Origin of the sequence: Nonomuraea sp. NPDC001831 (genome assembly GCF_042892035.1) — a bacterium.
Classification (GTDB): domain Bacteria; phylum Actinomycetota; class Actinomycetes; order Streptosporangiales; family Streptosporangiaceae; genus Nonomuraea.
This window is the reverse complement of the sequence record NZ_JBIATU010000001.1, coordinates 903,892-924,953: the sequence shown is the minus strand read 5'-3', so window position 1 is coordinate 924,953 and position 21,062 is coordinate 903,892. Positions and strand designations below refer to the sequence as shown.

At 72.4% G+C, this 21,062-nt stretch carries 21 protein-coding genes; 10 read left to right on the top strand and 11 right to left on the bottom strand.

The window, feature by feature from the left end:
- Window positions 1-55 precede the first annotated feature (55 nt).
- Window positions 56-907: a DUF72 domain-containing protein gene (locus ACFYYW_RS03995; protein ID WP_387644794.1), complete on the top strand. Its 852-nt coding sequence runs from the start codon at window positions 56-58 to the stop codon at window positions 905-907.
- Window positions 908-932: 25 nt separating this feature from the next.
- Here the strand turns inward: ACFYYW_RS03995 and ACFYYW_RS03990 are convergent, their stop codons facing one another.
- Window positions 933-2,204 carry a cytochrome P450 gene (locus ACFYYW_RS03990; protein WP_352330495.1) on the bottom strand — a complete coding sequence of 424 codons (1,272 nt, stop codon included), beginning with the start codon at window positions 2,202-2,204 and terminating at the stop codon, window positions 933-935.
- Window positions 2,205-2,400: 196 nt separating this feature from the next.
- Between ACFYYW_RS03990 and ACFYYW_RS03985 the strand changes: the two genes are divergently transcribed.
- Window positions 2,401-3,543, top strand: a complete 1,143-nt coding sequence (locus ACFYYW_RS03985; RefSeq protein ID WP_387644790.1) for a glutamate--cysteine ligase — start codon at window positions 2,401-2,403, stop codon at window positions 3,541-3,543.
- An 82-nt stretch (window positions 3,544-3,625) separates the two neighbouring features.
- Here the strand turns inward: ACFYYW_RS03985 and ACFYYW_RS03980 are convergent, their stop codons facing one another.
- On the bottom strand, window positions 3,626-5,161 hold the full coding sequence (locus ACFYYW_RS03980) for an NAD(P)-binding domain-containing protein (RefSeq protein WP_387644788.1): 1,536 nt from the start codon (window positions 5,159-5,161) through the stop codon (window positions 3,626-3,628).
- Window positions 5,161-5,733, bottom strand: a complete 573-nt coding sequence (locus tag ACFYYW_RS03975; protein ID WP_387644786.1) for a carboxymuconolactone decarboxylase family protein — start codon at window positions 5,731-5,733, stop codon at window positions 5,161-5,163. Before ACFYYW_RS03975 ends, ACFYYW_RS03980 begins: the two co-directional genes overlap by 1 nt.
- A gap of 139 nt (window positions 5,734-5,872) precedes the next feature.
- On the opposite strand from ACFYYW_RS03975, the gene ACFYYW_RS03970 reads away from it, so the two are divergent.
- The gene (locus ACFYYW_RS03970; protein ID WP_352330337.1) at window positions 5,873-6,265 is read left to right on the top strand and encodes a nuclear transport factor 2 family protein; all 393 of its coding nucleotides are present in this window, start codon (window positions 5,873-5,875) and stop codon (window positions 6,263-6,265) included.
- A gap of 24 nt (window positions 6,266-6,289) precedes the next feature.
- Here ACFYYW_RS03970 and ACFYYW_RS03965 read toward each other — a convergent pair whose 3' ends face one another.
- Window positions 6,290-6,805, bottom strand: coding sequence for a carboxymuconolactone decarboxylase family protein (locus ACFYYW_RS03965; protein WP_352354059.1), 516 nt, complete (start codon window positions 6,803-6,805; stop codon window positions 6,290-6,292).
- A 317-nt stretch (window positions 6,806-7,122) separates the two neighbouring features.
- Here ACFYYW_RS03965 and ACFYYW_RS03960 point away from each other — a divergent pair, with 317 nt between their 5' ends.
- Complete coding sequence (locus ACFYYW_RS03960) at window positions 7,123-7,833, top strand: NAD(P)-binding domain-containing protein (protein WP_352330333.1); 711 nt, start codon at window positions 7,123-7,125, stop codon at window positions 7,831-7,833.
- A gap of 137 nt (window positions 7,834-7,970) precedes the next feature.
- Here ACFYYW_RS03960 and ACFYYW_RS03955 read toward each other — a convergent pair whose 3' ends face one another.
- The 3 genes from ACFYYW_RS03955 to ACFYYW_RS03945 all read right to left on the bottom strand — a co-directional run bounded on the left by ACFYYW_RS03955 (window position 7,971) and on the right by ACFYYW_RS03945 (window position 11,719).
- The gene (locus tag ACFYYW_RS03955; RefSeq protein ID WP_387644782.1) at window positions 7,971-10,181 is read right to left on the bottom strand and encodes a SpoIIE family protein phosphatase; all 2,211 of its coding nucleotides are present in this window, start codon (window positions 10,179-10,181) and stop codon (window positions 7,971-7,973) included.
- Between the two features lie 77 nt (window positions 10,182-10,258).
- The gene (locus ACFYYW_RS03950; protein ID WP_387644780.1) at window positions 10,259-11,116 is read right to left on the bottom strand and encodes an SDR family NAD(P)-dependent oxidoreductase; all 858 of its coding nucleotides are present in this window, start codon (window positions 11,114-11,116) and stop codon (window positions 10,259-10,261) included.
- A gap of 156 nt (window positions 11,117-11,272) precedes the next feature.
- A complete protein-coding gene (locus tag ACFYYW_RS03945; protein ID WP_352324209.1) occupies window positions 11,273-11,719 on the bottom strand; it encodes an ATP-binding protein in 447 nt (148 codons plus the stop codon).
- A 343-nt stretch (window positions 11,720-12,062) separates the two neighbouring features.
- Here ACFYYW_RS03945 and ACFYYW_RS03940 point away from each other — a divergent pair, with 343 nt between their 5' ends.
- Window positions 12,063-12,443: an STAS domain-containing protein gene (locus ACFYYW_RS03940; RefSeq protein WP_387644777.1), complete on the top strand. Its 381-nt coding sequence runs from the start codon at window positions 12,063-12,065 to the stop codon at window positions 12,441-12,443.
- Window positions 12,444-12,497: 54 nt separating this feature from the next.
- On the opposite strand, the gene ACFYYW_RS03935 is transcribed toward ACFYYW_RS03940, so the two are convergent.
- Entirely contained in the window at window positions 12,498-12,860 is a 363-nt protein-coding gene (locus ACFYYW_RS03935; protein WP_387644775.1) for an STAS domain-containing protein, read from the bottom strand.
- A gap of 271 nt (window positions 12,861-13,131) precedes the next feature.
- Here ACFYYW_RS03935 and ACFYYW_RS03930 point away from each other — a divergent pair, with 271 nt between their 5' ends.
- Window positions 13,132-13,740, top strand: coding sequence for a TetR/AcrR family transcriptional regulator (locus ACFYYW_RS03930; RefSeq protein WP_387644773.1), 609 nt, complete (start codon window positions 13,132-13,134; stop codon window positions 13,738-13,740).
- 648 nt (window positions 13,741-14,388) lie between these two features.
- The gene (locus ACFYYW_RS03925; RefSeq protein WP_352324204.1) at window positions 14,389-14,751 is read left to right on the top strand and encodes a DUF1622 domain-containing protein; all 363 of its coding nucleotides are present in this window, start codon (window positions 14,389-14,391) and stop codon (window positions 14,749-14,751) included.
- 243 nt (window positions 14,752-14,994) lie between these two features.
- Here the strand turns inward: ACFYYW_RS03925 and ACFYYW_RS03920 are convergent, their stop codons facing one another.
- Window positions 14,995-15,750, bottom strand: a complete 756-nt coding sequence (locus ACFYYW_RS03920) for a PASTA domain-containing protein (RefSeq protein WP_387644770.1) — start codon at window positions 15,748-15,750, stop codon at window positions 14,995-14,997.
- 146 nt (window positions 15,751-15,896) lie between these two features.
- Window positions 15,897-16,649: a peptidylprolyl isomerase gene (locus ACFYYW_RS03915; RefSeq protein WP_352324202.1), complete on the bottom strand. Its 753-nt coding sequence runs from the start codon at window positions 16,647-16,649 to the stop codon at window positions 15,897-15,899.
- A gap of 336 nt (window positions 16,650-16,985) precedes the next feature.
- On the opposite strand from ACFYYW_RS03915, the gene ACFYYW_RS03910 reads away from it, so the two are divergent.
- A complete protein-coding gene (locus tag ACFYYW_RS03910; protein WP_387644767.1) occupies window positions 16,986-17,552 on the top strand; it encodes a histidine phosphatase family protein in 567 nt (188 codons plus the stop codon).
- A 250-nt stretch (window positions 17,553-17,802) separates the two neighbouring features.
- On the opposite strand, the gene ACFYYW_RS03905 is transcribed toward ACFYYW_RS03910, so the two are convergent.
- Entirely contained in the window at window positions 17,803-19,278 is a 1,476-nt protein-coding gene (locus tag ACFYYW_RS03905; RefSeq protein ID WP_387644765.1) for an alpha/beta fold hydrolase, read from the bottom strand.
- Between the two features lie 440 nt (window positions 19,279-19,718).
- Here ACFYYW_RS03905 and ACFYYW_RS03900 point away from each other — a divergent pair, with 440 nt between their 5' ends.
- Complete coding sequence (locus ACFYYW_RS03900; RefSeq protein WP_387644762.1) at window positions 19,719-20,246, top strand: hypothetical protein; 528 nt, start codon at window positions 19,719-19,721, stop codon at window positions 20,244-20,246.
- Window positions 20,247-20,460: 214 nt separating this feature from the next.
- A complete protein-coding gene (locus tag ACFYYW_RS03895; RefSeq protein ID WP_387644759.1) occupies window positions 20,461-21,054 on the top strand; it encodes a hypothetical protein in 594 nt (197 codons plus the stop codon).
- Window positions 21,055-21,062: the final 8 nt, after the last annotated feature.

The following is a 21,062-nucleotide window of genomic DNA, read 5'->3' as shown; positions in this document are numbered from 1 at the left end:
TCCCGGACATCCGCGGCGGCCCCGGGCGTCCGGCGGCTCCGCTAACGTCGGAGGCATGCGGCTTCATGTGGGATGCGCGATGTGGACGCACACACCGTGGAACGGACGTTTCCTGCCCCATCCGCTCCCGCCGGGAGAGCGCCTGCGCGCCTACGCCACCTGGTGCGACGCGGTCGAGGGCAACACCACGTTCTACGCCACCCCCGCCCGCGCCACGGTGGAGTCGTGGGCCCGGCAGCTCGACCCCGACTTCCGGTTCGTCGTCAAGCTGCCCAAGGCCATCACCCACCACCACCGCCTGACCGGCGCCGAGCAGGAGCTGCACGCCTTCCTCGACGCCGTCGAGCCGCTCGGGCCGCGCGCGCACGCCCTGTGGGTGCAGTTGCCGCCCGGTTTCGGCCCCGCCGACCTGGGCACGCTGGCGGCCTTCCTGCGCCGCCTGCCCCGCTCCCACCGCTACGCCGTGGAGGTCCGCCACCGCGCCTTCTTCGACGACGCCCGCCAGGCCGGCCAGCTCGAACGGGTGCTGGCCGCCGCCGGCGCCGAATGGGTGCCCTTCGACACGGTGACGCTGTTCCGCACCCCGCCGACCAGCGACGCCGAACGCGACGCGTGGACGAAGAAACCGCGCGTGCCGCGCCGCACCCGAGCGCTCACCGGCCATCCGATCGTCCGCTACCTGGGCCGCGACTCCGTCGAGGCCACGGTCGAGGGCTGGCGGGAGTGGGTGGACACGGTCGCCGGGTGGCTGCGCGAGGGCCGCTCCCCCACCGTGTTCGTCCACACGCCCGACAACGCCGACGCGCCGATGCTCGCCCGCCGCTTCCACGACGAGGTGCGCGCCCGGGTGCCGGAGCTGCGCCCGCTGCCCGAGCCGATGCCGGCCGAGCCCCCCACGCTGTTCTGACCGGCCGCCGGGCGCGCGGGCGGGCTCACGCCCCGGCCGGCCGGTCGCGCAGCGTGTAGCGGATCGGCAGGTGCTTGATGCCGCCCACGAACGTGGTGGCCACCCAGGCGGGCTCGCCGTCGAACTCCACGCTCTCCAGCCGGGGCAGCAGCTCGGCGAACAGCGCCCGGATCTCCATGCGGGCCAGCGCGGCCCCGAGGCAGAAGTGCACGCCGGAGCCGAAGGCCAGGTGCCGGTTGGGGTCGCGGCCGGCGTCGAAGCGGAACGGCTCGGCGAACACCTCCTCGTCCCGGTTGGCCGACGGGTACGACAGCAGCACCGACTCCCCCCGCCTGACCGGCGTGCCGCGTACGGCGGTGTCGGCGGCCGCGGTGCGCATGAACTCCTTCACCGGGCTCACCCACCGGATCATCTCCTCGGCCGCCAGCGGCAGCAGCCCGGGGTCCCGGCGCAGCCGCCGCAGCTCGCCGGGGTGCCGGATGAGCGCCTCCAGGCCGCCGGCGATGGTGGAGCTGGTGGTGTCATGCCCGGCGGTGGCGATGATGACGTAGTAGGAGGCGGCGTCCAGGTCGCTCAGCGGGCGGCCGTCCACGCGGGCGTTGGCGATCTCCGAGGCGAGGTCGCCGGTGGGCCTGGCCCGGCGCGCGGCGGTCAGCTCGCGGAAGTAGCCCAGCAGGTCGGCCAGCACGGCGGTGTGGTCCTGGGCGGTGCCGCCGCGCCGGTTGTCGTTGTCGTCCTGGCCGAACAGCTCCTGGGTGAGCCGCAACATGCGTGGGAAGTCCGACTCGGGCAGGCCCAGCAGCGACAGGATGACGTAGAGCGGGTAGTGCACGGCGACCTGGCGGGCGAAGTCGCAGGAGCCGCCGTGGGCGGTCATGCGGTCGACGTAGCGGCGGGCCAGGTCGCGGACGCGCACCTCCAGGGCGCGCATGGCCCTGGGCCGGAACCAGTCGGCGGCGACCGCGCGCACCACGCGGTGCTCGGGGTCGTCCATGTGGACGAGCGTCTTCAGGCCGGTGCCGCGCGCCCGCTGCTCGGCCAGCCGGGCGTCGATCTCCGCGCTGCGCAGCACCGGGCGCGGCGCGCTCAGCCACAGGGCGTTGTTCCGCTCGATCTCCAGCAGGTCGGCGTGCCGGGTGACGGCCCAGAAGGGGTTGTAGCCGGGCACCTCCACGCGGTGCACCGGGGACTCGCGGCGCAGCAGCGCCAGGGCCTCGTGCAGCCGGGTCTCGTCGGCGTACGCGGCGGGCGTGGCGAACACGTGCCCGGCCTCCTCCACGGACATGGTCGCGGTCACGGGCGGGCCCTCCTCTGTATGCGGGGGTGATGCGGCCAGAAGAGCCATTCCCCCGGGGCGAGTGCGCCATTCGGCCCTGCGGCGGCCCCCGGCAGGGCAAGATCGGATGGCAGCGTCCCCGCGGTGTCCCCGTAGTGTCCCCGCGGTGTGCCCGCGGTGTCCCCGCAGTCGAGTCGAGCAGTGGAGTGGAGCGCACATGACGGCTACCGCCGAGTCGTTACGGCAGTCCTCCGGCGGCGTGACCGCCCGCCTGATGGGCGTCGAGGAGGAGTACCTGGTGGTCGATCCGGTCACCCGCGCCGTGGCCCCCGGGGCGGCGGCCGTCGTCGGGCGCGCCGCGGCCGGGCTGGGCGACCGGGTCTGCACGGAGATCACGCAGTTCCAGGTGGAGGCCAAGACGACGCCCTGCGCGAGCCGGGCCGAGCTGGCGGCGGAGCTGCGGCGGATGCGCGAGGTCGTGGCCGCCGCCGCGCGCGCCGAGGGGCTGGCCGTGGTCGCCTCCGGCACGCCGGTGATCGGCGACGTCGTCCCGCCGCCCATCACCGAGCACCCCCGGTACGGCGTCGGCATCGACAACTACCGCGCGCTGCACGACGAGCAGGCCATCTGCGCCGGTCACGTGCACATCCACGTGCCCGACCGGGAGCAGGCCGTGCTGGTCTGCAACCACGTGCGCCCCTGGCTGCCGGTGCTGCTCGCGCTCATGGCCAACTCGCCGTTCTGGGCCGGCCGCGACACCGGTTACGCGGGCTGGCGGGTGCTGGCCTGGGGCAAGTGGCCGGTGGCCGGGCCGCCGCCGTACTTCGGGTCGCTGGAGCACTTCGAGCGCACGGTCGCGGCGCTGACCGGCAGCGGCGCGCTGGTCGACCCGGGGACGCTGTTCTGGGACGTGCGCCCGTCGGCCCGGCTGCCCACGGTGGAGGTGCGGGTGGCCGACGTGCCCGCCTCCACGCGCGAGTCGGTGTTCCTCGCGCTGGTGGTCCGGGCGCTGGTCACCACGTCGCTGCACCGGGTGCTGGACGGCGATCCCGGCCCCGAGGTGCCCGCCGAGCTGCTGCGGGTGGCCTACTGGCGGGCCGCCAGGGACGGGCTGGACGGGTCCGGCGTCGATCCGTTCACGGGGGCGGCGCGGCCGGTCGCCGAGCTGGTGGCGCGGCTGCTGGAGCACGTCGGGCCCGCGCTGGCCGCGGCCGGCGACCTGGAGGCGGCCGCGGAGGGGTGGCGGCTGCTGCGCGAGAACGGCGGGGGCGCCGAGCGCCAGCGGGCCGCGCACGCCCGGCGCGGGGCGCTCGCCGACGTGGTCGACGATCTCGTGGCCCGCTTCTCCTCCCACGACTGAAGCCGGTCGGCTCCTACCGCTGAAGCCGACCGGTTCCTACGGCTGAAGCCCGTCGGCTCCTACGGCTGAAGCCGGCCGGTTCCTACGGCTGAAGCCGGCCGGCCAGGAACGCGCGCAGCGGCTCGACGTGGCGTACGGGGTCGCGCCAGCGGGCCTGGAGGTCCTCCAGGAGGTGCTGCTCGGCGACCGGCTCGCCGTGCCGCCAGGCCCGGACGACGGGGTGCAGGAAGGCGCACTCGTCGGCCCGCTCGGGGGTGGGGTGGCGCTGGATGGCGAACACGTCGGCGCGGTCGCGCGGCCCCCACCGCAGGGTCAGCGTGAGGCACAGCCCGGCGGCGGCGAAGCGCTCGCGGGCGTAGTCCTCCGGCAGGTCCTCGTAGTGGCGCACGACGCCGTCCGGGCCCAGCACGTACGCGTCGGACAGGTACTCGAACTGGGTCCACAGCGCCGAGCTGTGGTTGACCCGGTCGAGCATCGACCCGGTGAGCACGTCGGCGTCGGCGGGCAGCTCGCGGACCGGCAGCGGCCGGCCCTCGTAGCGTTCGAGCAGCAGGGCGGTCAGGGAGCGCAGGTTGTAGCGGAAGCCGTCGATGAACGCCGAGGAGGCCCGTTTGAAGTCGCGGGCCTGCATGAGGGTGCCGGCGAAGTACAGGCCGTCGACGTCGGCCGACTGGAAGTCGGGGCGGATCGCCGGCATCCGTCCGCCGGGGGTCAGCGCCGGCCGGCAGGAGTCGCCGAACAGGCCGGTGTCCATGGTGAAGCCGGTGCAGCGCAGGACGGCGTCGTAGTCGAGCAGCGCCTGCTCGCCGTCGGCGAGCGTGTAGGTGATCGCGGCTTTGATCCCGCCGCCCTCGCGCCAGAGGCGGTCGACGGTGCACTCCAGGACGCCGTGCAGGGTCTTGAACCAGTAGCTGTCCAGGAAGGCGCCGTACTGGCCGCGGACGTGGCCGGGGTGCTTGCTCGTCCAGGCCAGGCGGACGGGGCTGGGGCTGGCCAGGTGGATGACCGCGGCGTACGGGAGCAGCGCCTGCGCGGTCTCGAACGCCGAGTTGCCCTTGCCGATGACCAGGACGCGCTGGTCGGCGAAGTCCTCGCCGTTGACGGGGACGTCCTCGTAGCCGGTGGCCAGCTCGATGCCCGGGATGTCGGGGACGTGCGGGCCGCCCCAGCCGGTGGCGACGATCAGGCAGTCGGCGCGGAGGACCCGGTCACCGGCGTGGACGACGAAGCCCGCGCCGTCCTTCTCGACGCGCTCGACGGCCGTCGAGTACCGCACCCGCAGCCCGTGGACGCGCTGGAAGTCGGCCAGGTAGCGGACCAGGTCGTCGGCGTGCGGGAAGTACTCCCGCGAGTAGTTCGGGAACATCAGGTCGGGCTCGTCGTTGAGCAGGGAGTTCCAGTCCCAGCGGAGCTGGATCTCGCGCTCCTTCTCGCCGGTGTGCACCTTGTTCAGCGAGATGAGCCGGCGGTGGCGCGGGTAGGCGCGGAAGAAGCCGCCGGGCGCGTCCTCGCGTTCCAGGGTGACGTAGTCGGCCCCGGCGCGCTGCAGGAAGTAGCTGAGCTGCAGCCCGCCGGGTCCCGCACCGATGATCACGAACCGGTGGTGTTCCGCGTCCATCAGTCCTGCTGTCCCGCCGCCGGTGGGACGGTCGTGTAGCCGTGCGTCAGGATGCGCTGCGCGGCCAGTTCGTACCCGGCGGGGTCGTCGGGGGCGTGGGTGCCCAGGCCGTCGACGTACCGGTTGAACATGCAGAACGCAGCCGCGATCAGCACGGTGTGGTGCAGCTCCTTGTCGGTGGCCCCCTCCGCCCTGGCCGCGGCCACCAGCTTGTCGGTGACGTCCCTGCCGCTGCGCTGCACGGCGGCGGCGATGGCGAGCAGGGCGCGGAGTTTGGGCGTGACGGGCGCCGTGCCGGGGTCGGCGCGGACCTGGTCCACCAGCGTCATGCCCTCGGGGAGCTGGGCGGCGGCGAACGCGGCGTGCGAGGCCGTGCAGAACCGGCACTCGTTGAGCCCCGACACGTAGGCCGCGATCAGCTCCCGCTCGCCGCGGCTCAGTGTGCTGTCGCCACGCAGGAGAACCTCGGCCAGCGCGTTCATCGGGGCGGCTGTCTCAGGGCTGAACTGGAAAAGTCCGCGGATTCCTGGTTCATCGGAATCGAGGGCAATATGGGGCACGCAAGCTCCCATCGATGCGGTTTTCTCCTAGTCTGCACACTCTCGCCAATTGCGCAAGATCTCGTTAAATGCGCCTCCTTCTTGTCTCCTGCAACTGACGCGCGTAATGTCACGGACGCCACCTAAACCCCGTTTGTGACTGGCGGTCGTCATGGATGAGCATCCCCACATCACCGTTGCCGGCAACACCTACGACGCCATTGCCAAGGGCGACCTGGAGGACCTTCGCCGGCTGCTCGCCGACGACGTGATCTTCCACGTCCCCGGTCGCGGACCGATGGCCCGCGACTACTCCGGCAAGGAAGCCGTGCTCGGCTACCTGGCCGAGCTGCTGAAGTCCACCACCGGCACGCTGCGCCTGGAGCCGGAGTCCTACCTCGTCGGCGGCGACCAGGTCGCCGCCGTCCTGCGCATCCGCGGTGAGCGCGACGGCCGTTCGCTCGACGACCGCGGCATGCAGCTGTTCCGGATCACCGACGGGAAGATCAGCGAGCGCTGGAGCTTCCCGCTCGACCCCTATTCGGTGGACGAGTTCTTCGGCTGATCACGCCCCGCCGGACGGGGCCGCTCAGCCGGCCTCGTCCAGCGCCTCGTCGTTCCACACCTTCACGTAACCGCTGGTCAGGCGGGCCCTGTCGGCGTAGTGGGCGGGGTCGTCGGTGGCCAGCGTGGCCAGGCCGTCCACGTACCGGTTGTACATGCAGAAGGCCGCCGCGATCAGCACCGTGTCGTGGATCTCCAGGTCCGTGGCGCCCTCGGCCCTGGCCGCGCGCACGTGCTCGTCGGTGACCTCCCGTCCGCCGCGCTGCACCGCCCCGGCGATGGCCAGCAGGGCCTTGAGCTTGCCGGACAGCGGGGCCGCCGCCGGGTCGGCGCAGGTCTCGTCGACCAGCGTCATGCCGTCCGGCACGCGGACGGCGGCGAAGGCCGCGTGGGTGTGGAAGCAGAAGCGGCACCGGTTGAGCGACGACACGTACGCGGCGATCAGCTCGCGCTCGCCCCGGGTCAGCGGGCTGTCCCCGCACAGCAGCACTTCGGAGAGCAGGGTCAGCGGTTCGGCCGCCTCGGGACGATATCGGAACAACCCCCGAATCCCCGGCTCGTCGGACACCAGCTGGATATGCGGACGCGTCCCGCCCGCGTGATTGACGAATTCACGCCGCTCAGCGTCGCGTGAGACGGAACGTAATGCTGAATTTCCCATTCGGCCCTCCAACGTCCGTTTGCCTGCCTATGGCATCCAGTGTGCGGGTTCGTCGCGCGGAGATTCCGCCGGAGAACGGCCAGGAAGTTGCGTGCCGGTGGCCACTTGATGCCAGCTGCGCCGCCGGAACCCTCCGCCCGGAATCCGGTTCGGCCCTGCTCCGGCGCGCCGACCTGGCCTCCGACCAGCGATAACACATGGTAACGATATCCTGGCGAGCAGTAGCTGAGGCGCACAACCGGGGGCGGAGCATGAAGATCGGCATCATCGGCGCGGGGAACATCGGCGGCACGCTCACCCGGCGCCTGACCGAGCTGGGCCACGAGGTGGCGGTGGCCAACTCCCGGGGCCCCCAGACGCTCACCGACCTGGCCGGCGAGACCGGCGCGACCCCGGTGACCGTCGAGGAGGCGCCCCAGGGAGCCGACCTGGTCGTGGTCACGATCCCCCAGGGCAAGGTGCCCGAGCTGCCCGACGACCTGTTCGACGACGTCACCGGCGGCCTGACCGTCGTGGACACCGGCAACTACTACCCCCAGCGCGACGGCCGGATCGACGAGATCGAGGCCGGCATGCCGGAGAGCCGGTGGGTCGAGCAGCAGCTCGGCCATCCGGTGGTGAAGGCGTTCAACAACATCTTCGCCGACCACCTCGCCCACGGCGGCCGCCCCTCCGGCACCCCCGGGCGCATCGCCCTGCCCGTGGCCGCCGACGACGAACGCGGCAAGAAGATCGTGATGGGCCTGGTGGACGCGCTCGGCTTCGACCCCGTGGACGCCGGCGGCCTCGACGAGTCGTGGCGGCAGCAGCCCGGCAGCCCCGTCTACACCACCGACAAGGACGCCGCGGGCGTCAGGGAGGCCCTGGCCCAGGCCCGCCAGGAACGCACCCCCGAGTGGCGCGCCTGACCGCCACCGGCATGTCTGACCGCGACCGGCGCAGCTCAGGCCCGGTCGGCGCAGCTCTCGGGCCCGGTCGACGCTCCTCAAGCCCGGTCGGCGCTCCTCAAGCCCGGTCGGCGCTCCTCAGGCCCGGTCGGCGCAGCTCAGGCTGGGCCGGTGCGCAGGAGGAGCATGGCGATGTCGTCGGCGCGGTGCTCGACGGCTGCCGCGGCCGCGATCATGTCCTCGGCCACGTCGGCGAGCGGCCGGTCCGGCGCCGGGGCGAACCCGGCGGCCAGGCGGCCGATGGCCTCGCCGAGGTCCTGCCCGGGGACCTCGATGAGCCCGTCGGTGTAGAGGGCCAGCACCGAGCCGGGCGGCAGGGCGAGCTGGGTGGTGGCGTACTCGGTGCCGGGTTCGATGCCGAGCAGCAGGCCGGGGGCGGGCTCCACCACCTGGGCGGGCTCGCCGGGCCGGCGCAGCAGCGCCGGCAGGTGGCCCGCGCTGGCCACGCACGCCGTGCTCCGCCCCAGGTCGACGCTGATGTACAGGCAGCTCGTGAACCGGTCCGGGGCCAGCTCGTTGAGCAGGCGGTTGGTGTGCGCGAGCACCTCGCCGGGGTTGGCGCCCGCGCTCGCGTGGGCGTGAATGGCCGTACGCACCTGGCCCATCAGCGCGGCGGCGGTGACGTCATGCCCCTGGACGTCGCCGATCACGGCGGCGGCCACCTTCTCCTCCAGCCGGATCAGGTCGTAGAAGTCGCCGCCGATGTCCATGCCGGGCGTGGCGGGCAGGTAGCGGGCGACCACCTCCAGCCCGGGGACGCCGGGCAGGGTGCGCGGCAGCAGGCTCGACTGCAGCGACTGGGCGAACTGGTGCTTGACGTCGTAGAGCCGGGCGCGCTCGAACGCCTGGGCGATGAGCCCGCTGAGGGCCGTCAGGCTGGCCCGCTCGTCGGTGGTGAAGCGATGGGGACGGTCGTAGGCCAGGATGCACATGCCCGCCGTCCGCCCGCCGGCCGTCAGCGGCAGGAACGCCCAGGCCGACATGTCGTCCGACCTGATCGCCTCCGGGTACGTCGCGCGCAGCTCGGCCCAGGTGCCGAAGAACGCCGGCGCTCCGGCGGCCAGGGGGTGTCCGGGCGGCAGGTGCAGCAGGGGCTGGCCGTCGTACTCCTCGATCGCCTTCTCGCTGTACCCGCGCGAGGCGGCCACCTGCATGCGCCCGCCCCTGGAGGTGAGGATGGCCAGGGCCTGCACGTGGTAGGCGGGCATCACGTGGTCGGCGACCAGGTTGATCACTTCCTGGGCCGTGACGGCCCGCGCCAGGGTGGTGGCCAGGTGCAGCATCTCGTGCAACGCGACCAGGCGCGGCGGCCGGTCGGCGGCGACGAGCTGGTCGGGCATGACCGGACGCGGGTCGCGGGCCATCGTGCTCGGCGTGACCCGCATGGTGACGCCGGCCAGGCCCGGATAGAGGTGGAAGGCCAGCCACTGGCCGCCCGGGTTGCGGGTGGTGAAGTAGGTGACCTCCTGGCTGACGACCGCGGCGCGGTAGCGGTCCTCGTAGGCGGGCTCGCCCAGCCAGGGCAGGGCGTCCCAGGGACGCTTGCCGGTCAGCTCGTCCGCCTCGGCGTGCAGCAGTTCCTCGGCGGGCGCGGTGACCAGGGTGAGCCGCCCCTCGACGTCGAGCATGCAGTAGCCCTCGGGCAGCCGGTTGAGGCAGGTCAGCAGGAGGTCGTCGTCGCCGGGCGGCTGCCTGGTCAGCACCCGCGGCTGGTGCCCCGGCGGCACCGGCCGGTTCCCCTTCGGCACGATCTCCGCCAGGTCGGCGCAGGTGGCGGTCAGAACGTCGAGCTGGTGCCGGGTCGGACGGCGGGCCGGGGCGGGCGGCCAGAGCAGCATCATGGCCCCGCGCACCTCGCCGTCGCGGTCGACCAGGGGCGCGACGGCCAGCGCGAACCCGTACGGGAAGGCGAGCGCCACGAGCGGGAACTCGCGGGCCATGGCCTCCCGGTCGGGCACCCACACCAGCCGCCGCTGCCGCACCGCCACCGCGACCGGCGACTGGTCGGTGGACCTGATCAGGACCCATGAGCGCGAGAAGGGCTCGGGAAGCCCTGACTCGGCGTCCATCATCAGCACGCGCCCGTCCTCGGCCAGGACGAAGAGCACGCACACGTGCGCCCGCGTGCTGGTGGCCGCGCCGAGCAGCAGCCTGTCGACGTGCGCGTCGCCCGCCGAGCCGCCGTCGCTCGTCGGGCCGCCGTCGCTCGTCGGGCCGCCGTCGCTCGTCGGGCCGCCGTCGTGGGCCCGGCCGTCGTCGCCGTCGGCCGGGCCGGGAGGTGGTGGTGGCGCGTGGGGGATATCACCCATGAAATCAGGCTATGCAAGCTCCTTGTACGGGAATATGCACTGTCCGTAATGGATGGGCAAAGTGTTCCAAGGCTCCGTCAGGCGAGCGGCCCGAGGTACGTGCCACCGGAGACGTCGATGGTCTGGCCGGTCACCCACCGACCCGCCGGACCAGCCAGGAAACCGACCACGTCGGCGACGTCCTCGGGCTCGCCGAGCCGGCCGAGCGCGGTGATCGACTCCAGCGCGGCCACCACCTCGGGGATCGAGGTGTAACCCGCGGTCATGTCGGTCCGTACGGCTCCGGGCGCGACCGTGTTCACGGTGATGCCGCGCCGTCCCAGCTCGTTGGCGAGCGTCGGGGCCATCGCCGCCAGCGCCGCCTTGCTGATCGTGTAGCCGATCTGCGTGGTGACGGCGAACCGGCTGGCCGTCGAGCCCATGTTGATGATGCGACCGCCGTCGTTCAGCAGCGGCAGCGCGCGCCGGATCACGAAGAACGGGGTGGTGACGTTGATCGTCATCACCCGCTCGAACTCCGCCGGGGTCAGGTGCGCGATCGGGGCGGTCGAGGCGATGCCGGCGTTGTTGACCAGAATGTCCAGGCCACGCCCGGCCAACCCGTCGGCCAGCCCCTCGAACAACCGCTCCACCGCCCCCTCGACGCCCCCGTCGTCTCCCTCCGCCCCCTTGACGCCCACCGCCACCTTGGCGCCCTCCGCGCCCTCAGCGCCCTCAGCGCTTTTCTGGGACTTCGCGCCGAAGCGGGCCCGCACGGCGAACGCCCGGCCGCCGGCCTCCTCGATCAGGGTGACGGTCTGCTTGGCCGCCTCGTCGTCGCCGCCGTAGTGCACGGCCACCAGCGCGCCCTCGGCGGCCAGCCGCAGCGACACCGCCCGGCCGATGCCCCGGGAACCGCCCGTCACCAGCGCCGTCTTGCCGGTCAGCATGCCCATTGTCCGCTCCCCACGTGTGTGGCCTCTGCTCCGCGGTCGCGGAGACAGGTCAACAGTGGCGGGGGCGGCTCACCGCGCCCTCACCGGCGGCTCACCGCTCATCAGGACGGCTCACCAACCTCCTGAGAGCAGAGACGGGCGGGCGGAGCACCGTGGCTAGCTGGCCGCGGGCGAGGAGTCGCCGCCCTGCCAGGGACGCAGGTGGGTGGCGAGGGGCAGACGCATGCGCAGCCGCAGCCTGCTGCCTCCTTGCGGATGGTCGATGCCGACCTCGTCGCACAGACGGTGGATCAGCCACAGGCCGAGGCGCCGCCCCGACGGCGAGGGACGCGTGAGCCGGGCGTCGGCCAGATGCTCGGCCCGCAGGCGTCCGGCCGTGTCGCAGACGTCGACCGTGAGGACGGCGGCGTCGGTGTAGGCCGTCACCGTGCCGCGACCGCCACCGTGCTCCAGGACGTTCGCGGCGGCCTCGTTGACGGCGAGCACCAGGTGGTCGAGCCGCGCGCCGGACAGCCCCGCGTGGGTGGCGTAGACGCGCACCAGATCGCGGGTGAGCGCGAGATTGTTGGTGATGGTGCACCGCAGGTGGAAGGGTGCTTGCATGGCTTGCCCCTACCGGGTACGGGGGTTACGGCGGCGTAAAGCGCTCGATCGAGGGCAGGGAGAAAGGCGACCGAGTAAACGAGCCGAGCCGGGCGCGCCACGGGCGCACCTGTCCAGTTCACCGGCGGCCGAAGCCGTGGTGACCTGGGCAATGCCTGGCGGAAAGGGTTGATCGCCCGACATCTGCCTCTCCCTCTGCCCGATGTGCCGACGCTGTATGGACGCGCGGCGCGCCGGGCCCTCTTGTTTTCGGCGATCTGTCAGGGGCGCCCGCACCTTCCCTCGCTAGGGAACGTGGCGCGGCTCGGCTCTGCCCTGGACGACCGCATTGGTGTGATTTCAAATGACCGACCAGACCGGCGACCCTGCCGATGTGCTGCCCATGGTGCACCCCTTCGGCCTGCGCGTACGCGGCGAGATCGACCACCATGGACGGCCCGCGCTGGCCCGAGCGCTGGCGTGGGCGTTACGCATCGGCGAGACCGACGTCCATCTGGACCTGTCCGAGCTTACCTTCATCGACGCCGGCGGGCTGCGGCTGATCATCAGCACGGCCGCCGACCTGCCGCCGCCCCGCAGGCTGGTGCTCCAGAACGCCTCGCCGACGGTACGCGAGCTGCTGGAACTGCTCGGCTGGCGGCTGGGGCCGGAGGATCAGCTGTACCGGGTGATCAACGCGTCCCATCCGCACGGCCCGGACCCGGCCCCCTCCCCACCGTCCTGACCTGACCCCCTGGCCCTGAGGGGCGGCGCCGCCGCCCTCACCGTCCGTCCGGGGTCAGGACGGCCAGCCGCGCGGCCTGGCCCAGCTCGCGGCCTCGGCCGGACCGTCGTCCGAGGGGAACAGGCGCGACAGACGGGTGATGTCCAGCAGACGGGCCAGCGGCCCGTGCACCCCGACCAGCCGGACGGTGCCGCCGCGCTGCTCGGCCTGCCGCTGGCCGACGATGAGGGCCCAGAGGCCGCACGAGTCGCAGAAGGTCAGGTCGGTGACATCGATCACGATCTTCGGACGCTCGGCCTCCAGAAGCTCCGCGAGCGTACGGGCCAGCGGCATGCGGGTCAGGCGGTCGAGCTCGCCGTCGAGGTGCACCACATGGCAGCCCGGCAGACGCTGGACGTTGATCGCTAACTCTGTCATGAAGGGATCCCGAGCTCAGCGCCACCCCTGTCCACATCCGGCACATCGGCGGCGACATCGGACATCGCCCGCCCCTACCCCTCAGCGGCAGGCTTGCTCTTCCCCGCGCCCCGGGTAAGCACGATGTGGCTCACCCGCCACCATCCGGGTGGCCGCCTTCCAGCATGCCGCCTCAGGTCGTGCGCCTTCGCCGCGTCCTCACACCACCCGCCCGCGCCGCGCGGCGGCGATCGGTGCGTGGAAGCGCTGTCTCCGACGTATAGTCAGTTGGGTGACTGACTCAACGAGGACACGGGCCCGGGGGGCCGACAAGCGGCGCAGGCTGATGGCCGCCGCCGCCCGCGTCCTGCACGAGCAGGGCGTCGAGCGGACGACCATCGCCGACATCGCCGAGGCCGCCGACGTGCCCGTGGGAAACGTGTACTACTACTTCAAGACCAAGGACGAACTCGTCCTGGCCGCGCTGTCCGAGCACGCCGGACACCTGGCCGAGCTCACCGCCGAACTCGACCGGCTCCCCGACCCGCGCGCCCGCCTCAAGGCCATGGTGGACGCCTGGATGAGCCAGCGGGACAGCGCCGCCCGCTACGGCTGCCCCACCGGCACGCTCGCCGTCGAGCTGGACAAACGTGCGGAGGGCGGGCTCGACGTCGAGGCGGGCCGGGTCATACGGCTGCTCCTCGACTGGTCGGAACGCCAGTTCCGCGACCTCGGCCGGCCGGACGCCGACGATCTCGCGCTCACCTTCGTCGGCGCGTACCAGGGGATGTCGCTGCTGGCCAACGCCTTGCGCGACCCCGAGATCATGACCCGCCAGGGCACCCGCCTGACCGACTGGCTCGACTCCCTCCCACCCAACCCCCCTCCCCCCACGACCTGACCTCACCCTCCGCCGTCCACGAAGCCCCCCGCCGTCCAGCCCCCATCTGGACGGCCCAACCTCCTCCCAAAGCCCCGCCCCGGCGCGGGAAGCTGCACCATCGATGCGTCGAGTCGCGCACACCCCCATCCCCGGCCGACCTCTGCCCTCCGATCGCGCACAAAGCCCTGCCCTAAGGCCCACCCCCTCCTCCGAAGCCCCGCCCCTTACCCTTCCAATCGCGCACGGCCTCCCGCCCGACATACGCGCCCGTCCAACGACACACGGCCTCCCGCTCCCCGTCTGGTCGCGTGGCTCTAACGCAAAGCCCGCTCCCCTCCCCGCTCGAGTCCCTGTGTGGTGGCCTGGCAAAGAGGCGGGCTGGGGCGACGTGTCGGGGCGGTCTGCGGGGGCTGGGACCGCCCCCGCTCAAAGCCCCCCTCCCCACACGAGGCCCCATGCGGTGGCCCGGCAAAGAGGCGGGCTGGAGCGGCATGTCGGGACGGCCTGCGAGACGCGGGACCGCCCCCCACTCAAAGCCCCCACCCCCTCCCCACACGAGGCCCCATGCGGTGGCCTGGCAAAGAGGGGGGCTGGGGCGGCATGTCGGGGCGGTTTGCGGGGCGCGGGGCGCCGATCCTTGCTGAAGGCGGGACAAAGAGGGTGGTCATGGACTTCGCGCGGATCGTGGAGGCGATCGGCCAGGCTGTCGACCTCGCAGGCGTGGCGATCATCGTGCTGGGCGCCCTGACGGCCACCGTGTCCTTCGTGCTGCGGCTACGCGAGCGACAGGCCCCGCACGACGTCTACCGCGCCTACCGCCAGGGCCTCGGACGGGCCATCCTGCTCGGCCTGGAATTCCTGGTCGCGGGAGACATCATCCGTACGGTCGCGGTGGCGCCGACGTTCGTGAGCGTCGGCGTGCTCGCGCTCATCGTGCTCGTACGGACCTTCCTCAGCTTCTCGCTGGAGGTCGAGCTGGAGAACCGCCTGCCCTGGCAGCCACGGCGCAGCACCGACACCCCCGGCTGAACCCGCCCGACCGGCCCGCCCCCCCGACCCGCCCGACCCGCCGGACCCGCCGGACCCGCCGGACCCGCCCAGCCGGCCGACCCCCGACCCGCCTGAACGCGACAAGTCCTACGAAGTCGGCCGCCTCGCTCGAAGTCGCCAGCCTCGGAAGAACGCCCGATCCGGAGCGAAGCGGCCGTCCGCTGCAAAGGCGTCCGGCCGCCCGAGGAGGCGAGATCGCCCCGGGCGGCCGGACCGCCGCTGTCATCTGAAGATGCAGGGCCGCCCGTTGCGGTCCACCCCGCTGGACTCGGTGAGGTTCACCGCCGAACCGCGCGGCACGGTCGCCCCCGCACCCGGGCTGCTGAACAACACGGTCCCGCGAACGTCGACGCAGGTGTTGTCGAACGTGACCCCGCCGACCGTGAGGCCCGCCCCGGTGATGGAGTTCCGCGCGCTGCCGTCGTCGAAGCCCTGCACGTTGGGCACGGTGGTGAGGTTGCACTGCACCCGGAACAGCTCCCACGACCGCACCTGGGTCGCGTCGCTGTGCACCACGTCGGTGGTGCGGTTGCCGCCGCCCACGGCGGTCAGGAAGTGGCCGTCGACCGTCTGGATGGCGAAGCCGTCGCCGCCCTGGCGGACCAGCGCGAACTTCTCCCACGCCTGCAGGAGCGTGGCGTTGGAGTGGATGACGTCCGTCTGCAGGCCGCCGCCGTTCACGGCGGTGAGGTAGTTGCCGGTCAGCGTCCTGATGCCGACGTGCACGCCGTCGCCGGCGTCCACGAGGGTGAAGCGTTCCCACGAGCGGGGCACGGTCGCGTCGCTGTGGATCACATCGGTCGTACGGCCCCCGCCGCCCACCGCCGTCAGGTAGTTCCCGGTGTTGAACGTCTGGAACGTACAGGTGGTCGGGGTGACGAAGGGCAGCGCCGCCCACGCAGGCCCGCTCAGCCCCACCATCCCCGCGGCGGCCAGCGCCAGCCCCGCCACCGTGCCGAACGCGCGTCTCAGGTTCATGCGTCTCTCCCTGCTCCCGGCTCCTCGGTCGGAGCCCTCGCCCTGAGGGCGTTCCAGACCGTTCCGCCCCCGTTCCACCGGCAGGCGGGACGGGAGCCCTTCCACCGGCATCGAGGACGGGGGCGGCGCTGGAGCGGGAGTGACGCCTACTTCCGGCAGACCCGGGCGTCGCGGATGTCGACCGGCAGGACGGGCTTGCCGTCCACGGGCGGCGTGGGACCGTCGGGCTCCGGCTGGATGCCGCCGGCGGCGATACGGTCGAGCGCGGCGAGCCCGGCGGCGTCGACCGTGCCGAAGACCGTGTAGTTGGGCGCCAGGCCAGAGTCGCCGTAGACCAGGAAGAACTGGCTGCCGTTGGTGGCGGGCCCGGCGTTGGCCATGGCCAGCACGCCCCGCGCGTACGTCTTGCGCACTCCGGTCGGGTCGCCGGGCCACGGCGGCAGGTCGGTGGGCAGTTCGTCCTTGTACCGGTAGCCGGGGCCGCCCTCGCCGGTGAAGCTGGGGTCGCCGCACTGCAGCACCTTCAGCCGGTCGTACGCGGTGAGCCGGTGGCAGGAGGTGACGTCGTAGAAACGATGACGGATCAGGTGCACGAAGCTCTGCACGGTGCACGGCGCCTTGGCCGGGTCGAGGGTGAGCCCGATGTCGCCGTGGTTGGTCCTGAGCACCGCCGAGACCGGGCGGGTGGGGGTGTGCCGCGGGTCCGGCGGCAGCGGCACCTTGCGCACGGCCGGGTCGTCGGGGGTCTCGGTGTACGCGCACGGCCCCTTGGTCGTCCGCGGCGGCCGGTCCAGGACCGTCGCGGAGGCCGGCATCGCGGCGGCCGCGACCAGCGCGCCCGTCGTGACTGCGGATAACGCGGCGCGGGCCGCGAGTCGTACCAACGCTCTGCCGGACATCGTGTCCTCCACTGCGTGATGATCGCCGGGCTTCCTGTGGTCTAGTCGATCTGACCCGCCCAGTCAAGACCGTGGCCGCACGTGGTCGGCGCCCTCTTGCGCGACGTCCGCGGCAGCCGAGGTCCACCCCTGGTCGGCGCGTGGAGGGCAGTGCCGAGGCCGGCGTGACAGCTCCCCCTCACCGCCCCTTCGCCGTCGTTGCTCGGACGGGCACGGCTACGCTGTGGCCTGCGGCCGCCACATGATCGTTGATCGTCACCACACCGCTAGCGTGATCCGGTGGCCGTACGCGTCTCTGCCCTTGCCCACCGGAACACCGTTGCAGGAGGACGCCAAGTGCGCTGGCTCGACGTGCGCCGACACAGCCTGACCAAGAAGGGCGCGGCACGTGGCCGCGGGTCACACCTGTCGGCCGACGGCATCGCCCTCGCCCGCTTCATCGGCTCCGGGGTCGGCCCCTACGAGCGCGTGGTCACCAGTTCGTCTCCCCGGGCCGTCGAGACCGCTGTTGCGATGGGTTTCGCCGTCGACTACACCGTGGAGATGCCGTCGGGTTATGTGCCGGGAGAAATCGCTCGGCACGCGCAGTGGGGCTGGACCGAGCCCTACCGGCGGCTCGCGGAGATCATCCGGGAGGGCCAGGACACGGCGACCGTGGCCGCAACCCACCGAGCGATCTGGGTGGACACGGTCCGCGACGTCGCGGAGGGCTGCTCGGCGCTCCTGGTCGGGCACGGAGGGGCGATCGAGCTGGCGTTGGCGGCGTGCTTTCCGGACGCTTCGCACGACTCCTGGGGGACGCCGTTCGCGCACTGCGACGGTGCGCGCCTGGGCTTCGCCGACGGTCGGTTCGTGAGTGTCGAGTTCCACCGGGCGCCGCAGAGCCCCATCCGGCCGAGTTGAGGATCGCCGACTGCGGCTGACGTACTGGCCCAGCAAGGCCCGGTCCTTCCTTACGCCCGCGGGCTTCTCGCGCTCTGACTTCTCGCGCTCTGACTTCTCGTGCTCTGGCTTCTCGTGCTCTGGCTTCTCGTGCTCTGGCTTCTCGTGCTCGGGCTCTTCGTGCTCGGAAGCCGAAATCGGGTCGATTGAAGCGTGGGACGAAGACGTTCTCGTCCGCCCGGATGGCTGCCCGTCGGCCGGGTCGGGGTGGTCAGCACTGGGTGTTCGGCGGCGGCAGGGTCAGGTCGGTGAAGTAGCGGTTCATCAGGTCGCGGGCACAAGGGTTGAAGCCGTAGAGGGTGTGACCGGGGCCGTCGTGGCGGATGGTGACGCTGCCGGGGACGGCGGCCAGGGCACGTTCGACCGCGTCCGACTCGCCCCAGGCGCCTGCTCCCAGGACGGGAGGCACGCCCTTCGGGAGGGGAGCGGGTGGGTTGGTGACCGGGGCGGGCCAGCCGATGCAGGTGAGGGTCGCCGAGGCCAGCGTGTTGGCGGTGCCGGTGAGAGGGGCGATCTTGCGGAGGCGGGCGTCGGTGCTGGCCAGTTCCTTGATGGTCGTGGGACGCGGCCAGTCGAGGCATTCGGTGACGGGGGTGGTCTGGTCGGGGTAGCGGGCTCCACGCGCCGGGACGAAGTCGGAGGCGTCGCCCTGGCCGGCCGCCTTGCGGATCGCGCGTGCCAGGGCGGGCCAGGCGGGGGCTCCTTGGCGGGCCATGAAGAGGGCGAGGGACTGCAGGTCGCGGGCGTTGTAGGCCATGTTGGCCGTCGTGGTGGGGATGGGCTTGCGGCGGGCTCGTTCGGTCAGCTTGTGCCAGAGGCCGGGTACGTCTTGGCAGTCGTGGGTGGCACACCAGGTGAAGAAGCGCCGCATGGACTGCTCGTTGGACTTCGCCATCTCCTCCAGTTCGCGCGACCAGTCGGCGGGGCTGTGGTTCCAGGTGCCGTCGAGGACCATCGTGCGGATCTGGTCGGGAAAGAGGCGGGCATAGTCTTGGCCGTAGAAGCCCGCGTAGGAGGCGCCGTAGTAGTTGAGCTTCGCGCCGCCCAGGGCCTTTCTGATCGCCTCCATGTCTTTGGCCTGGTCGGCCGAGCTCATGTTGGCGAACAGCTGGGGGTCTTGGTGGCGGCATGCCTCGGCGAAGCCGCGGTTGGTGTCGGACAGGCGGCCGAAGCCGGCGTCGTCACGCGGGGCTTCCGGGATGGGGATGCGGGTCCAGACGCACGCGAGGCCGGTGCTCAGGCCGCCGAACTGCTCGCCGTAGCCGCGGGTGTCCCAGGTGACGATGTCCATGCGCTCGCGCAGCCGGGCCCACCAGTCGGGGACGGCTGCGGTGGTGGCGATGCCGGGGCCTCCTGGGCCACCGTAGGCGACCAGGACCGACCCTTCGGAGGCGCCGGTCGCTTTCAGCCTGCCCAGCTTCAGTGTGATCTTGCGGTCGTCGGGCTTGTGCCAGTCGACCGGGACCTGGAGGTCGGCGCACTCCATGCCGATCTTGTCGTTGGGGCAGGGCTGCCAGGTCAGTGAGGATCCGGCTGTCACGACGGACGGAGTGACCGAGGAGGGACGGACTGTGCTCTCGCTGCCGGGTCGGGTCTCGGCGCTGGGGGTGGCGGTGGCGGTGGCTATGGCGGGTTGGCCCGTGATCGCCAGCAGGGCGGCCAGGATCGTGGCGAGAGGTTTCAGCATGCGGTCATGATTGCGGCGCGGGGGTCGGGAGCGCGTCGGACCAGGGGCTGGTCTTGGAGCGGGGAAGTCCTACCACGGGTTGTCAGACCGTGGTCTGACGGGTGTCCCGCACGATCTGAAGCCCATGCCACTGCACGAGCTGGAGCCCGTGTCACTGCACGATCTGAAGCCCGTGTCACTGCACGATCTGAAGCCCGTTCGCGGCTCGTGAGGGCTGTCTCGTCGCCTCTCCGCCGAGGGGTTGGTTCGGTCAGGGCGCTCGGTGAGGGGCGAGTCGGGGCTGTGCGCGCGCGGCCGTCGCCCGGCCCCAGAAGAGACCGGTCCTGCTCGGAGGGCTCCGGGTTGGTCGCTCGGCAGGGGCGTGGGGAAGGCGTCGTACGCGTTCGCATGGGCCGGCAGCACCGCGGGCTCGGTGGGTACGGCTGCGCTAGCCTGCCGGGATGCGGCGGATTCTGGTGGCGGGCATCAGCGGGGCGGGCAAGTCGACGCTGGCGCACGCATTGAGCAGCCGGATCGCCGTGCCCTGTCACGAGATGGACGGCCTGTACTTCGCCGGGCCCGGTTGGGCCGTGGACGAGTCGTTCCAGGAGCGGGTCGCCGAGATCGCCGGGACCCCGGCGTGGATCTTCGACTCCTTCGGCTACCCGGAGGTGCGCGACCTGCTGTGGGAACGCGCCGACACCATCGTCTGGCTGGACTATCCGCGCAGGGTCGTCATGCCGCGGGTGCTGCGGCGTTCGCTGCGCAGGACGGTTCTGCGCGAATCCGTCTTCAACGGCAATCGGGAGACGGTCGCCGGGTGGTTCCAGAGTGATCATCCGGCGTGGTGGGCCTGGTCGCAGCACGCGGCGCGACGGGCGGAGATCCGGCGGCGCACCCGTGATCCGCGTTTCGCTCCCCTGCGGGTGCTCCGCTTCACCAGCCCGTACTCGGCGGCGGTCTGGCTGCGGTCGGTCGGCCCGGCCTGACGTCGGACAGCCTGCCCCACACAGGCGGTCGGCCCGGCCTGACGTCGGACCGCCTCCCCCACACAGACGGTCCGCCCGGCTTGACGTCGGACAGCTCCTCTTCGTGGGCGGCCGGCGGGGTGAATGTGTGATAGCTGGACAGGAATCGCAGGATTTCGGACGTCCGGGGTGTTCGGTCGCAAGGTGGGCGGAGGTGGCGCGGGAGAGTCGGGGCATGGTTGAGATGTCGTCCGCGCAAGGCGGCTCGCAGAGGCGCTCCCCCACCGGCCGGGTGCTCATGGCCGTCGCACGTCGCTGGCCCACGGGGCTGGGCCTGGCTTTCATGGTCTTCAATGTCCTGGGGCTGGAGGACGGGCGGGACGCCGCCCTTGTGGTGTTCCTCGCCGCGCTCATCTACCTCGCCACGGCGGTGACCGGCAGGCCGGAGGTGGTCTGGCCGTTGTTCGGGGCGTCCGTGGTGGCGGTGGCGGTGCTGCGGGTGCTCGGGCTGGCGCCGTGGCCGGGGCTGGTCGGGGGTGCGGTGTGCGTCGCCGTCGTCGGCCTGGCGGCCGGGCTGGCTAAGAAGCCGGCGCTCGTCGCGGCGCAGGTTCCCGCGATGCTGGTCTTCGGGGCGGCGTCGGTGGCCGCGCTGTCCCTGTCGCCTGCGGCCGGGGGCTGGCTGGTCGCCGCGGGCCTGGTCGGGCATGCCGTTCTGGACGTGGTCCTCTGGCTCAGGAACAAGGTGGTGGCCCGGTCGATGGCCGAGTTCTGCGCCGCGCTGGACCTGACGCTCGGGGTGGCGATCGTGGTGCTGACGGTCTCGACCTAGACGGCGGG

Coding starts and splice junctions, on each gene's coding strand:
- ACFYYW_RS03995 (WP_387644794.1), top strand. CDS start 56: ATGCGGCTTCATGTGGGATGCGCGATGTGGACGCACACACCGTGGAAC.
- ACFYYW_RS03985 (WP_387644790.1), top strand. CDS start 2,401: ATGACGGCTACCGCCGAGTCGTTACGGCAGTCCTCCGGCGGCGTGACC.
- ACFYYW_RS03980 (WP_387644788.1), bottom strand. CDS start 5,161: ATGGACGCGGAACACCACCGGTTCGTGATCATCGGTGCGGGACCCGGC.
- ACFYYW_RS03975 (WP_387644786.1), bottom strand. CDS start 5,733: ATGGGAGCTTGCGTGCCCCATATTGCCCTCGATTCCGATGAACCAGGA.
- ACFYYW_RS03970 (WP_352330337.1), top strand. CDS start 5,873: ATGGATGAGCATCCCCACATCACCGTTGCCGGCAACACCTACGACGCC.
- ACFYYW_RS03960 (WP_352330333.1), top strand. CDS start 7,123: ATGGTAACGATATCCTGGCGAGCAGTAGCTGAGGCGCACAACCGGGGG.
- ACFYYW_RS03955 (WP_387644782.1), bottom strand. CDS start 10,181: ATGGGTGATATCCCCCACGCGCCACCACCACCTCCCGGCCCGGCCGAC.
- ACFYYW_RS03950 (WP_387644780.1), bottom strand. CDS start 11,116: ATGGGCATGCTGACCGGCAAGACGGCGCTGGTGACGGGCGGTTCCCGG.
- ACFYYW_RS03945 (WP_352324209.1), bottom strand. CDS start 11,719: ATGCAAGCACCCTTCCACCTGCGGTGCACCATCACCAACAATCTCGCG.
- ACFYYW_RS03940 (WP_387644777.1), top strand. CDS start 12,063: ATGACCGACCAGACCGGCGACCCTGCCGATGTGCTGCCCATGGTGCAC.
- ACFYYW_RS03935 (WP_387644775.1), bottom strand. CDS start 12,860: ATGACAGAGTTAGCGATCAACGTCCAGCGTCTGCCGGGCTGCCATGTG.
- ACFYYW_RS03925 (WP_352324204.1), top strand. CDS start 14,389: ATGGACTTCGCGCGGATCGTGGAGGCGATCGGCCAGGCTGTCGACCTC.
- ACFYYW_RS03920 (WP_387644770.1), bottom strand. CDS start 15,750: ATGAACCTGAGACGCGCGTTCGGCACGGTGGCGGGGCTGGCGCTGGCC.
- ACFYYW_RS03915 (WP_352324202.1), bottom strand. CDS start 16,649: ATGTCCGGCAGAGCGTTGGTACGACTCGCGGCCCGCGCCGCGTTATCC.
- ACFYYW_RS03905 (WP_387644765.1), bottom strand. CDS start 19,278: ATGCTGAAACCTCTCGCCACGATCCTGGCCGCCCTGCTGGCGATCACG.
- ACFYYW_RS03900 (WP_387644762.1), top strand. CDS start 19,719: ATGCGGCGGATTCTGGTGGCGGGCATCAGCGGGGCGGGCAAGTCGACG.
- ACFYYW_RS03895 (WP_387644759.1), top strand. CDS start 20,461: ATGGTTGAGATGTCGTCCGCGCAAGGCGGCTCGCAGAGGCGCTCCCCC.